General features: G+C 65.4%; 12 protein-coding genes. 7 read left to right on the plus strand and 5 right to left on the minus strand.

Features of this window, described 5'->3' with window-relative positions; translation table 11 throughout:
- Positions 1-178 precede the first annotated feature (178 nt).
- A complete protein-coding gene (locus DM373_RS16255; RefSeq protein WP_110994552.1) occupies positions 179-1,606 on the minus strand; it encodes a lytic transglycosylase domain-containing protein in 1,428 nt (475 codons plus the stop codon).
- A gap of 100 nt (positions 1,607-1,706) precedes the next feature.
- The gene (gloB, locus tag DM373_RS16260) at positions 1,707-2,486 is read right to left on the minus strand and encodes a hydroxyacylglutathione hydrolase (RefSeq protein WP_110994553.1); all 780 of its coding nucleotides are present in this window, start codon (positions 2,484-2,486) and stop codon (positions 1,707-1,709) included.
- 85 nt (positions 2,487-2,571) lie between these two features.
- On the opposite strand from gloB, the gene DM373_RS16265 reads away from it, so the two are divergent.
- The 4 genes from DM373_RS16265 (at position 2,572) to DM373_RS16280 (ending at position 7,166) form a co-directional block, all read left to right on the plus strand.
- Entirely contained in the window at positions 2,572-3,345 is a 774-nt protein-coding gene (locus tag DM373_RS16265) for a class I SAM-dependent methyltransferase (RefSeq protein ID WP_110994554.1), read from the plus strand.
- A 13-nt stretch (positions 3,346-3,358) separates the two neighbouring features.
- Complete coding sequence (gene rnhA, locus DM373_RS16270; RefSeq protein ID WP_110994555.1) at positions 3,359-3,811, plus strand: ribonuclease HI; 453 nt, start codon at positions 3,359-3,361, stop codon at positions 3,809-3,811.
- 229 nt (positions 3,812-4,040) lie between these two features.
- On the plus strand, positions 4,041-4,796 hold the full coding sequence (gene dnaQ, locus DM373_RS16275; RefSeq protein ID WP_110994556.1) for a DNA polymerase III subunit epsilon: 756 nt from the start codon (positions 4,041-4,043) through the stop codon (positions 4,794-4,796).
- 120 nt (positions 4,797-4,916) lie between these two features.
- On the plus strand, positions 4,917-7,166 hold the full coding sequence (locus tag DM373_RS16280; RefSeq protein WP_110994557.1) for an Orn/Lys/Arg family decarboxylase: 2,250 nt from the start codon (positions 4,917-4,919) through the stop codon (positions 7,164-7,166).
- On the opposite strand, the gene DM373_RS16285 is transcribed toward DM373_RS16280, so the two are convergent.
- Positions 7,150-7,368 (minus strand): hypothetical protein, encoded by a 219-nt coding sequence (locus tag DM373_RS16285; protein WP_110994558.1) that lies wholly within the window; start codon positions 7,366-7,368, stop codon positions 7,150-7,152. The two genes, DM373_RS16280 and DM373_RS16285, sit on opposite strands and share 17 nt — an antisense overlap.
- Before the next feature lie 157 nt (positions 7,369-7,525).
- Between DM373_RS16285 and chrR the strand changes: the two genes are divergently transcribed.
- The gene (gene chrR / locus DM373_RS16290; protein ID WP_110994559.1) at positions 7,526-8,086 is read left to right on the plus strand and encodes a class I chromate reductase ChrR; all 561 of its coding nucleotides are present in this window, start codon (positions 7,526-7,528) and stop codon (positions 8,084-8,086) included.
- Between the two features lie 89 nt (positions 8,087-8,175).
- Here the strand turns inward: chrR and phnX are convergent, their stop codons facing one another.
- Both phnX and DM373_RS16300 read right to left on the minus strand, forming a co-directional pair.
- Positions 8,176-9,003 (minus strand): phosphonoacetaldehyde hydrolase, encoded by an 828-nt coding sequence (gene phnX, locus DM373_RS16295; RefSeq protein ID WP_110994560.1) that lies wholly within the window; start codon positions 9,001-9,003, stop codon positions 8,176-8,178.
- Positions 9,004-9,037: 34 nt separating this feature from the next.
- Complete coding sequence (locus tag DM373_RS16300) at positions 9,038-10,144, minus strand: 2-aminoethylphosphonate--pyruvate transaminase (RefSeq protein WP_110994561.1); 1,107 nt, start codon at positions 10,142-10,144, stop codon at positions 9,038-9,040.
- Between the two features lie 114 nt (positions 10,145-10,258).
- Here DM373_RS16300 and DM373_RS16305 point away from each other — a divergent pair, with 114 nt between their 5' ends.
- Both DM373_RS16305 and DM373_RS16310 read left to right on the plus strand, forming a co-directional pair.
- Positions 10,259-11,122 carry a LysR substrate-binding domain-containing protein gene (locus DM373_RS16305; RefSeq protein ID WP_110994562.1) on the plus strand — a complete coding sequence of 288 codons (864 nt, stop codon included), beginning with the start codon at positions 10,259-10,261 and terminating at the stop codon, positions 11,120-11,122.
- A 40-nt stretch (positions 11,123-11,162) separates the two neighbouring features.
- Positions 11,163-12,218 carry an AraC family transcriptional regulator gene (locus DM373_RS16310; protein WP_110994594.1) on the plus strand — a complete coding sequence of 352 codons (1,056 nt, stop codon included), beginning with the start codon at positions 11,163-11,165 and terminating at the stop codon, positions 12,216-12,218.
- The last annotated feature ends 28 nt before the right edge of the window (positions 12,219-12,246 follow it).

Here is a 12,246-nt window from a genome sequence, read left to right on the forward strand (position 1 = left end):
ATCGGCATCCGATCCAGAAGGCGTTGGGCTTTGGTCGGGGTACAGTAACAGCTTGTCTGGAATGGAAAAAGGGTACGGCGCGGGGCTTTGCTTCAGCCTTCAAAGCATCGCGGGGCAAGCCCGCTCCCACGCCAGGTCGCGATCGGCGTGGGAGCGGGCTTGCCCCGCGATTGAGCTGTTAACGCGCCAGGTAAACGGTCAGCGTCTGCCCTGGCTTGAGCGCATGGCCGCTGCGTGGGTTCCAGCGCTTGAGGTGCTGCATCTCGACATTGAAGCGCTTGGCCACCAGGTAGTACGAGTCGCCCTTGCGCACTTTGTACTGGGTGGAGCGCTGCTTCGAGTCGGCTACCCGGTTGGCGGCGGCGCTCGGTGCGCTGCCGCCGCGCAGGGCCAATACCTGGCCGACCTTGAGGCTGTTGCCGCGCAGCTTGTTCCAGCCCTGCAACTGCTTGACCGACACGCGGTTGGCCTTGGCGATGCTGGCCAGATTGTCGCCGCGCTTGACCCGGTAGCTGCGCGCCGCCGGCGCCTTGGCCTCGGCCAGGGCAGCGTTGAACACGGCCTTGTTCGGCTGCAGGCTGACCAGCTCCTCGGGCTTGAGGTTGGACATGCGATCTGTCAGCAACTGCGCCTTGGCGGTGGGCACCAGCAGTTGCTTGGGGCCGTCCACGGTCATGCGCTTCTTGAATGCCGGGTTGAGCTGGATCAGCTCGTCCTCGTCGATGTCGGCGAAGGCGGCGACCCGCGACAGGTCGAGGCGCTCGCTGATGGCGACGGCTTCGAAGTAGGGTTCGTTGGCGATCGGGTTGAGGTTGACGCCATAGGCTTGCGGGGTGTTGACCACCTGCGACAGGGCCAGCAGCTTGGGCACGTAGTCGCGGGTTTCCTGCGGCAGCGGCAGGTTCCAGTAGTCGGTGGGCAGGCCAAGGCGTTCGTTGCGCTCGATGGCGCGGCTGACGGTGCCTTCGCCGGCGTTGTAGGCCGCCAGGGCCAGCAGCCAGTCGCCGTTGAACATGTCGTGCAGACGGTTCAGGTAATCCAGCGCGGCGTTGGTCGATGCGGTGATGTCGCGGCGGCCATCGTAGAAGTTGGTCTGGCGCAGGTTGAAGTGGCGCCCGGTGGACGGGATGAACTGCCACATGCCGGCGGCGTGCGCGCGGGAGTAGGCCATCGGGTTGTAGGCGCTCTCGATGGCCGGCAGCAGGGCCAGCTCCAGCGGCATGTCACGCTCTTCCAGACGCTCGACGATGTAGTGCAGGTAGAGGCTGCCACGCTCGCCGGCGTTCTCGAGGAACGACGGGTTGCTGGCGAACCACAGGCGCTGCTGCTCGATGCGTGGGTTGACGTCGACGTTGTCCTGCAGGGCGAAGCCCTGGCGCATGCGCTCCCATACGTCCTGCGGGGCCTGCTCCTTCGGTTTGACCAGCAGCGGGGCGGGCTTGTGCTTGATCCGCGCCTGGTAATTGTGCGCGCGAACGCTGTCGGATTCGTCGAGCTGACGGGTGCTCTGGCAGCCGACCAGGGTGGCGGCCAGCGCCAGTGCACTGATCTGGGCCAGTCGCGTCAGGGCGACCGAATGAGAGGTTCTGCGGCTAGTGGAAGGCATCGGCTGGGACAGGTATCCGGGCAAAAAAGTTCGGCGATTCTAGAAACCGGTCCCGGCCGGGTCAACCTTTGTACCTGTGTCGCGATATATCTTGGGGTTATCAGAACACGTCCTTCCAAGACCTCAAGGCAGCAAAAACAGTGGCTTGGGTGGGGTTTGAAAGACCCTTCCATTCGTCTGCTTTTTCTTTAACGGATGTTTCAGCAGTGCGCAAAAAAGGGTTGGTCTGGCGCTCCAGGCCAATGGTCGAGGGCAAGCTGATGCGATTTTCGGCGCGCAGCCGGGTAACGTCTTCGAACCGCTGCAGAACCTGCGCGTTGTGCGGCTCTACGGCGCGGGCGAAGCGCAGGTTGCTCAGGGTGTATTCGTGGGTGCAGTACACCTGGGTTGCCGCGGGTAAGGCGGCCAGGCGCTGCAATGAGTGGTGCATCTGCTCCGGGGTGCCTTCGAACAGGCGGCCACAACCGGCGGCGAACAGGGTGTCGCCACAGAACAGTAGCGGCTTGGCCGGTTGCGCAGTGTAATAGGCGATGTGCCCAAGGGTGTGGCCGGGCATGGCCAGCACCTCGAAGTCGAGCCCCAGCACCTGTACGCGGGCGTTGTCTTCCAGGGCCAGGTCGCGGGCCGGGATGCGTTCGTGGGCAGGGCCGCAGACGCGGGCGCCGGTAGCCTTTTTCAGCGTTTCGACGCCGCCGACGTGGTCGTGATGGTGGTGGGTGACGAGGATATCCGTCAGTACCCAGCCTGGGTGGGCGTCGAGCCAGGCCTGCACCGGCCCGGCATCACCGGGGTCGACCACCGCGCAGCGGCGATTGGCAGTATCCTGTAACAACCAGATGTAGTTGTCGGAGAAAGCGGGTAGGGCATCGATCTGTATCATGGTGCGGATCCGTATCGCCAAGCCTGGACATTGAAGGCATCTTAGCCGCGATGGCGCGGCCGGAGAACCTTCGAGGGAGAACGCAATGACCGACCAAGCCTTCGCCCAGGCCGACCCCGAGTGGGTCGAGCTGATCAGCCTGGCCCGCGAGTGGTTCAACGGGCCGCTCGGGCAATTGATGCTCGAGGAAGAACAGAAACTGCTCGAACAAGAGCTCGGCCGCTTCTTCGGCGGCTATCTGGTGCATTACGGCCCCGGTGCCGACGCCCCGCCCAATGCCCCGCAGGTGCAACGCAACGTGCGCCTGGGCGCGCCTTTGCCCGGGGTCGAGATCGTCTGCGAGGAGCAGGCCTGGCCGCTGTCGGAGCACGCCGCCGACGTGGTGGTGTTGCAGCATGGCCTGGATTTCAGCCTGTCCCCCCATGGCCTGCTGCGCGAGGCTGCCAGTGCGGTGCGCCCGGGCGGCCACTTGCTGATCATTGGCATCAACCCCTGGAGCAGCTGGGGCATGCGCCATTTCTTCAGCCACGGCGCCTTGCGCAAGGCGCGCTGCATCCCGCCGTCGCGGGTCGGCGACTGGCTCAACCTGCTGGGCTTCGCGCTGGAGAAACGCCGTTTCGGGTGCTATCGTCCGCCGCTTGCCTCGGCGGCCTGGCAGCAACGCCTGGCCGGCTGGGAGCGCATCGCCGGTGGCTGGCAGACGGCCGGTGGCGGTGTCTACCTGCTGGTGGCACGCAAGATCATGGTCGGCCTGCGGCCACTGCGCCAGGAGCGCCGCGAGCCCATGGGCAAGCTGTTGCCGCTGCCGCTGGCCAAGGTCAACCGCAACGCCAGCAACCCCGATATCGAAAAGCATTGAAGATGAGTGGTACATGAGCGAAAGCGAAATCGTCGAGATCTACACCGATGGTGCCTGCAAAGGCAACCCTGGCCCGGGCGGCTGGGGCGTGCTGATGGTGTTCAAGGGCGTCGAGAAGGAGTTGTGGGGCGGCGAGCGCGAAACCACCAACAACCGCATGGAACTGATGGCCGCGATCGAAGGGTTGAAGGCGCTCAAGCGTGAATGCGAGGTGGTGCTGACCACCGACTCGCAGTACGTGATGAAGGGCATCAACGAGTGGATGGTCAACTGGAAGAAGCGTGGCTGGAAGACTGCCGCGAAGGAACCGGTGAAGAACGCCGACCTGTGGATGGCCCTCGATGAGCAGGTCAACCGCCACAAGGTGGTCTGGAAGTGGGTGCGCGGGCACATCGGCCACCCGGGCAACGAGCGCGCCGACCAGCTGGCCAACCGCGGTGTCGAAGAGCTGCGCGCCAAGCGCTGATGTCCTTGTGGGGCTGCTGCGCAGCCCTTCGCGGCTGAAGCCGCTCCCACAGGAGTTACGCGGCCCTTTCGCGACACAAGGCCGCTCCTGCAAAGACAGTTGCTCCCACATTCAACGGGTTTGCACATTTCATTGTGGGAGCCGGCTTGCCGGCGAAGGGCCGCAAAGCGGCCCCGAGTCCGGTATACTCCCGCCCTGAATTCAAGCACCGCATGTTGGAGTCCCCCGCGTGGAGCAGCAGCAAGACAAACGGTTCATCATCCTCGACACCGAAACCACGGGCATGCCAGTGGCCGACGGCCACCGCATCATCGAGATCGGTTGCGTCGAGGTTGTGGGCCGACGCCTGACCGGGCGGCACTTCCACGTCTACCTGCAGCCCGACCGCGAGAGTGACGAGGGCGCCATCAACGTCCACGGCATCACCGACGCTTTCCTGGTCGGCAAGCCGCGTTTCGCCGATGTGGCCGAGGAGTTCTTCGAATTCATCCAGGGCGCCACCCTGGTCATCCACAACGCGGCGTTCGACGTTGGCTTCATCAACAACGAGTTCGCCCTGCTGGGCCAGCACGACCGCGCCGATATCTCGCAACACTGCCCGATCCTCGACACCCTGATGATGGCGCGCTCGCGCCACCCGGGGCAGCGCAACAGCCTGGATGCCCTGTGCAAACGCTACGGTATCGACAACTCCGGCCGTGATCTGCACGGCGCACTGCTCGACTCGGAACTGCTGGCCGACGTCTATCTGGCGATGACCGGTGGGCAGACCAGCTTGTCGCTGGCCGGTGAAGCTGCAGGCGATGAAGAGGGGCAAGGCAGTACCGGTAGCGAGATCCGCCGGATTGTCGGGCGCGCACCGGGGCGGGTGATCCTGCCCACCGACGAAGAGCTGGCAGCCCATGCCGAACGCCTGGCGGCCGTCGCCAAATCCGCAGGTGGGCCGGCCATGTGGCAGGTGTTGACCGAGCCAGCCGCGAGCTGATTGCAGGCCAATCGCGGGGCAAGCCCGCTCCCACGCCCGTGGGAGCGGGCTTGCCCCGCGATTGCGTCAGCACCTCGACTACCCTGAAGAGACAATCTGTCCTTCGGAGGTAGCCGCCTGATGTACAAGGACCTCAAGTTCCCCATCCTCATCGTCCATCGGGCGGTCAAGGCCGACAGCGTTGCCGGCGAACGGGTGCGTGGCATCGCCGCCGAGCTGGCCCAGGACGGTTTCAGCATCCTCGCCGCCGCCGACTACACCGAAGCGCGTCTGGTCGCCGCCACCCACCACGGGCTGGCCTGCATGCTGATCGGCGCCGAAGGGGCCGGTGACAACAACCACCTGCTGCAGCACATGGCCGAGCTGATTCGCCTGGCCCGCCTGCGTGCGCCGCAGCTGCCGATCTTTGCCCTGGGCGAGCAGGTCACCCTGGAAAACGCCCCCGCCGAGGCCATGAGCGAGCTCAACCAGTTGCGCGGCATCCTCTACCTGTTCGAAGACACCGTGCCCTTTCTTGCCCGCCAGGTGGCTCGGGCCGCGCACAACTACCTCGATGGCTTGCTGCCGCCGTTCTTCAAGGCGTTGGTGCAGCACACCGCGCAATCGAACTATTCCTGGCACACGCCGGGCCACGGCGGTGGCGTGGCCTACCGCAAGAGCCCGGTGGGGCAGGCCTTCCACCAGTTCTTCGGCGAGAACACCTTGCGTTCGGACCTGTCGGTGTCGGTGCCCGAACTCGGCTCGCTGCTCGACCATACCGGCCCCCTGGCCGAAGCCGAGGCCCGCGCGGCGCGCAACTTCGGCGCCGACCACAGCTTTTTCGTGATCAACGGCACCTCCACCGCCAACAAGATCGTCTGGCACGCCATGGTCGGGCGCGATGACCTGGTGCTGGTGGACCGCAACTGCCACAAGTCGGTGGTGCACGCGATCATCATGACCGGCGCCATCCCTATCTACCTGTGCCCGGAGCGCAACGAGCAGGGCATCATCGGGCCGATCCCGCTCAGCGAGTTCAGCGCCGAATCGATCCAGGCGAAGATCCAGGCCCATCCGCTGGCCCAGGGCCGGGCCGCAAAGATCAGGCTGGCGGTGGTGACCAACTCTACCTACGACGGGCTGTGCTACCACGCGGGGTTGATCAAGCAGGCCCTCGGCGCCAGTGTCGAGGTGCTGCATTTCGACGAGGCCTGGTTCGCCTACGCCGCCTTCCACGATTTCTTCACCGGCCGCTATGCCATGGGCACGCCCAAGGCCGACGATGGCCCGCTGCTGTTCAGCACCCATTCCACCCACAAGCTGCTGGCCGCCTTCAGCCAGGCGTCGATGATCCATGTGCAGGATGGCGCCACCCGTGCGCTTGACCGCGACCGCTTCAACGAAGCGTTCATGATGCATATCTCCACCTCACCGCAGTACAGCATCCTGGCCTCGCTGGACGTGGCCTCGGCGATGATGGAAGGCCCGGCCGGGCGTTCGCTTTTGCAGGAGATGTTCGACGAGGCGCTGAGCTTTCGCCGGGCCCTGGCCAACCTGCGCGAGCACATCGCCGCCGACGACTGGTGGTTCGGCATCTGGCAGCCGCCGGCGACCGAGGGCATTCAGCGCCTGGCGGCAGCGGACTGGCTGTTGCAGCCGGGGGCCGAGTGGCACGGCTTTGGCGAGGTGGCGGACGATTACGTGCTGCTCGACCCGCTCAAGGTCACCCTGGTCATGCCTGGGCTCAACGCCGGTGGCGTGCTGGCTGAACACGGCATTCCGGCGGCAGTGGTCAGCAAGTTTCTCTGGGAGCGCGGGCTGGTGGTGGAGAAGACCGGGTTGTACAGCTTCCTGGTGCTGTTCTCGATGGGGATCACCAAGGGCAAGTGGAGCACCCTGCTCACCGAGCTGCTGGAGTTCAAGCGCCATTACGATGGCAATACGCCGCTGCTGCAATGCCTGCCCAGTGTGGTTGGCGAACAGCCTGCGCGCTACCAGGGGCTGGGCCTGCGTGAGTTGTGCCAGCAGTTGCACGACTGTTACCGCGCCAATGCCACCGCCAAGCAGCTCAAGCGGCTGTTCACCAAGCTGCCGGAGGTGGCCATGAGCCCGGCCCAGGCGTATGACCGGATGGTGAAGGAAGAGGTAGAGGCGGTGCCGATCGAACGGCTGCTGGGGCGGGTTGCGGCGGTGATGCTGGTGCCGTACCCGCCGGGTATCCCGCTGATCATGCCGGGCGAGCGGTTCACCGAGGCGACCCGCTCGATCCTCGATTACCTGGCGTTCGCCCGGGCCTTCGACCAGGGCTTCCCGGGCTTCGTCGCCGATGTGCATGGCCTGCAGCACGAGCACGGGGCGTACACGGTCGACTGCATCAAGGAATGCGAATGATCTCGACGCCGGTCTGGGCCAGCTCGAAACGGTCCTCGCCCAGGTAGTTGACCCGGTCGCCAATGGCCAGGCGGTAGGTGGTGATCGGTGCACCGAGGGTGCTGCCGTCGGCCTGGAGCGTCGACTCCTGGAATTCGTGCACGGGGTAGATACGGCCTTCGGCGTCGCGGGCGTGGAACTGGCCGACCATTACTGCTGCCATTTTGGGTGAAACCCTCTGAAACGTTGGGGAAATGTCTGCAGCCATAGACCAGCGAAACGCCTGGGAGTTTTTGCCCGGGCGGAAAAAAATCCAGGGCCCGAGGAACGGTCATCTATAACTAGTACGTCCCATTTCCCACGCAGAGGATGCAAACGCCATGAGCCAGGTCTATTCGGTAGCGGTCGTTGTCGGCAGCTTGCGCAAGGACTCCTACAACCGCAAGGTCGCCCGCGCCCTGTCTGAGCTGGCACCGTCCAGCCTTGCCCTGAGGATCGTCGAGATCGGCGATTTGCCGTTGTACAACGAGGATGTCGAGGCCGAGGCGCCGCCTGAGGCGTGGAAGCGTTTTCGTGACGAGATCCGGCGTAGCGACGCGGTGCTGTTCGTCACCCCCGAGTACAACCGTTCGGTGCCCGGTGGCTTGAAGAACGCCATCGACGTTGGCTCGCGGCCTTATGGGCAGAGCGCCTGGAGCGGCAAGCCGGCGGCGGTGGTCAGTGTGTCGCCAGGGGCCATCGGTGGCTTTGGTGCCAACCACGCGGTGCGCCAGTCGCTGGTGTTTCTCGACATGCCCTGCATGCAGATGCCCGAGGCTTACCTCGGCGGGGCGGCGACGCTGTTCGAGGACAGCGGTAAGTTGAGCGACAAGACCCGGCCGTTCCTGCAAGGCTTCATCGACAAGTTCGCCTCGTGGGTGAAGTTGAACAGGGCGGTTTGAGCCGAAAAGCATCGCGGGGCAGCCCGCCCCCACGCCAGCGTGCACTGGCAAGCTGTGGGAGTGGCTTCGCCCCGCGATGAAACCTGCCATCAAGCGCTTTGCGGCATCTCGCCCTTGGCCAGCCGCCGATTGATATCGGCAATCACCTCTGGCAACTCATTGATCGTGTCGATCAGGTAGTGCGGGCGCGAGCTGGCGAACAGCTGGTGAATCCGCTTGCGCTCGCTTTCCAGCTTATCCGCGCTCAGCGCCTGGTAGCCTTCCCAGGTCAAGCCCAGGGCGTTGCCGGAGCACACCAGCGCCACGGTCCACATCCCGGCGCGGCGGCCTTCGAGGATGCCCGGCACGGTGTCGTCCACCTTCACGCACGCCGCTACATCGTCGATGCCCAGGGCAATCACGTTGGCCAGGGCCTGGGCCGGCCATGGGCGGCCGTTCGGGGTTTCGTCGGTGGCCACCACATGGTCGGCGACATAGCCGTTCTGCGCGGCCAGCTCGACCACCTTGTCCATCACCACCTTCGGGTAGCCCGAGCACGAACCGATCTTCAACCCGCCCTTGCGCAGGCCGGTCAAGGTGTCCAGCGCACCGGGGATCAGCGCCGAGTGCACGGCGATCTTCTCGATCTGCAGGGGCATGAAGCGTTCGTAGATGGCGGTCACGTCATCGTCGGTGGGCGTGCGGCCAAACACCTTGCGGTAGCGCTCGGCGATCTCCGGCACGTCGCACAGGGTGCGGATATGGTCCCACTTGCCCATGCCCATCGGGCCGCGAGCTTCTTCGATGGACACTTGTACGTCGAACTCGGCGAAGGCCTCGACGAAGATCTGGGTAGGGGCGAAGGAGCCGAAGTCGACCACGGTGCCGGCCCAGTCGAGGATGGCGGCTTGCAGCTGGGTAGGGTTGCTGTAGTTCATGTGCGCGGTTTCCTGAAGTTGGGTAGGCAGAGGGTCAGATGTCCAGTACTTCCATTTCCCGCAGCACCTCGGCCACGGCGTTGACGGCGGCCTGCATGCCGTCCGGGCCGACCACGCCGATGCAGCCGACGCGGAAGGTTTCGACCTGGGTCAGCTTGCCCGGGTAGAGGATGAAACCCTTGGCCTTGACTCGTTCGTAGAAGTCCTTGAACTGGTAGCGGGCATCGCGGGGGGCGTGGAAAGTGACGATGATCGGCGCCTGGATCTCGGCGGGGAGGAAACTCTGCAGGCCGATCTTCGCCATGCCGTCGAGCAGGGTCTTGCAGTTGTCGGCATAGCGCTGGTGCCGAGCCGGCAGGCCGCCTTCTTCAGCGTACTGCTGCAGCGCTTCGTGCAGCGCGGCGACCACGTGGGTCGGCGGGGTGAAGCGCCATTGGCCGGTCTTGGCCATGTAGGCGTGCTGGTCGTGCAGGTCCATGGCCAGCGAGTGGGCATTGCCTTCGGCGGCGGCCAGGGCGGTTTTCTCGGCGAAGACGAAGCCCATGCCCGGTACGCCCTCGAGGCATTTGCCAGACGCGGCGATCAGCGCCTCGAACGGGATTTCGCGGGCATCGATGGGCAGCGCGCCGAACGAGCTCATGGCGTCGATGATCAGGCGTTTGCCGTGGCGCTTGATCACCTGGGCGATCTCGGCCAGCGGGTTGAGGATGCCGGTGCTGGTCTCGCAGTGGATCAGGGCCACGTGGGTAACGCTTGGGTCGGCGGCCAGCAGACGATTGACGTCTTCGGCGGTGGTCGGCTGGTCTTCGGCGGTTTCGAAGGTGCTGTATTGGCGGCCCAGTACTTTGCAGATCTTCGCCAGGCGCTGGCCATAAGCACCGTTGATCAGCACCAGCACCTTGCCGTCACGCGGTACCAGGGTACCGATGGCCGCTTCCACGGCGAAGGTGCCGCTGCCTTGCAGGGGCACGCAGTGGTGGCTGGCGGCACCGTCGATGATCGCCAGCAGCTGCTCGCAGACACTGGCGGTCAGCTGGTTGAAGTCGCGGTCCCAGGAGCCCCAGTCCACCAGCATGGCTTGGCGGGTGCGGATCGAGGTGGTCAGGGGGCCGGGGGTCAGCAGGATCGGGGCGTTGCTCATTCCGTGGTTCCTCACATGCGGTGGGCTGGAAACTTATGGGGGCTAGGTTGCAATTCGCCGGTCCATCATTCAAATTGTTTGTTGTTATGCCAGCCATAAGTCAGGCCGATATATATGAACCTGTTCCAGCTCCGCGCCTTCGATGCCGTGGCCCGTGAGGGCAGCTTTACCCGCGCCGCCGAGCGCCTGTTCATCAGCCAGCCGGCGGTCACCGGGCACGTCAAGGCGCTGGAGGAGCACTACCAGATCACCTTGCTGCGGCGCACCGCGCGGCGGGTCGAGCTGACCGAGGAGGGCACGCGGCTGGCGGCCATCACCCGGGCCATGTTCGGCCTGGCCGAGGAAGCCCAGGCGATGCTCGAGGCAAACCGCCAGCTGCTGACCGGGCGCTTGGAGGTGGCCGCCGACGGGCCGCACCGGGTGATGCCGATGCTGGCGCTGCTGCGCGAGCGCTACCCCGGCATCACCGTCAACCTGCGCCTGGGCAATGCCCAGGAGACGCTGGCCGCATTGTTGTCCGAACATGCCGACGTGGCGGTGCTGACCGAGATCGAACCGCGCAAGGGCCTGCACCTGCAGAGCCTGTGCGAGTCGCGCTTGTGCGCGCTGTTGCCGGCGGGGCATGCCTGGGCCAAGGCTGACGGCGATCTGCCGCTGGCCGAGCTGGACAAGCAGATCATGGTCTTGCGCGAACCAAGCTCAACCACCCGGCGCACGTTCGACAAGGCCTGTGCCGAGGGCCGTGTGCAGCCACGGGTGCTGCTGGAGCTGGACAGCCGTGAGGCGGTCACCGAGGCGGTGGCGGCGGAGCTTGGCATCGGCGTGGTGTCGTCCACCGAGGTCGCCCATGACCCACGGGTGGTGGCGCGCCCCTTGAGCGGCGCGGGGCTGGTCAACCAACACATGATCGGCTGCCTGGAGCGACGTCGGGAGCTGCGCCTGATCCAGGCGTTTCTGGGGCTGGCCGCCAGTGTCTGAGGGGCCTAAGATGGCCGCCATTGAGCGCAGCGGACTGCCGATGAGCGAGAAAGACACCATTTCCATGCAACTGGTGCGCGAAGCGCTATTGCAGACCTGTCCGGCGGGCGCGCCGGACGCGGCGTTGCTGGCCCGCGCCGGGATCGACGTGCAGCACCTCGACCTGCCCCAGGCACGGGTGAGCGCCGACGCCTATGCCCGGCTCTGGCGTCTGCTGGCGCGGCGCTGCAACGACGAGTTCTTCGCCATGGACCCGCGCGGCCTGCGCAGCGGCAGCCTGGCATTCCTGTGCCGCTCGGCGATGGCTCAAGCGACCCTGGGCGAAGGCTTGCGTACCGCTCTTGATTTCCTTGGCCTGATGCTCGAAGACCTGCAGCCGGGCCTGGTGCGTCAGCAAAGCCTGGCCGAGATCGTCATCAACGAACCGCGCGATGAGCCGCGCCGGGCCTTCACCTATTTCACCTTCTGGATGATCGTGCACGGCGTGGCCTGCTGGCTGGCGGGCCGGCGCATCCCGATCCTGGCCATCGACCTGCGCTGCGCCGAGCCGCCGTTCTGTGACGACTACCGGGTGATGTTCTCCGAAAACCTGCAGTTCGAGCGCCCGCGCACGCGCATGATCATCGCCGCCGACTGCCTCGATCTGCCGCTCAGGCGCACGCCTGAGGAGCTGCAGCGTTTCCTCGCCGAGGCGCCGGGCAACATCCTGGTCAAATACCGCGACCCGGCCAGCCTGGCCCGGCGCATTCGTCACGACTTGTTGCAACTGGCGCCAGCACAATGGCCCGATGCCGAAAGCCTGGCACGGCGCTTGTGCCTGTCGCCGTCGACGTTCAGGCGCCGCCTGGCGGACGAAGGGCAAAGTTACCAAGGCCTGAAGGACAGCGTGCGACGTGAATTGGCCGTGACTTGGCTGGGCGAGGTCGAGCCGGCCATGGGGGATATCGCCGAACGGCTGGGCTTTGCCGACAGCAGTTCGTTCTACAAGGCGTTTCGCAAGTGGTTCGGCTGCAACCCGGGGCACTACCGGCAACTGGCCATGCAGGGGGTAGCGCTCGAACAGGTGACGGCGTTTCCCGCTGCAATCGAGCGCTGAGGCTGTAGAGGGTGGACGTCCCTCAATC

It is taken from the genome of Pseudomonas sichuanensis (genome assembly GCF_003231305.1).
In the GTDB taxonomy this organism is placed as follows: domain Bacteria; phylum Pseudomonadota; class Gammaproteobacteria; order Pseudomonadales; family Pseudomonadaceae; genus Aquipseudomonas; species Aquipseudomonas sichuanensis.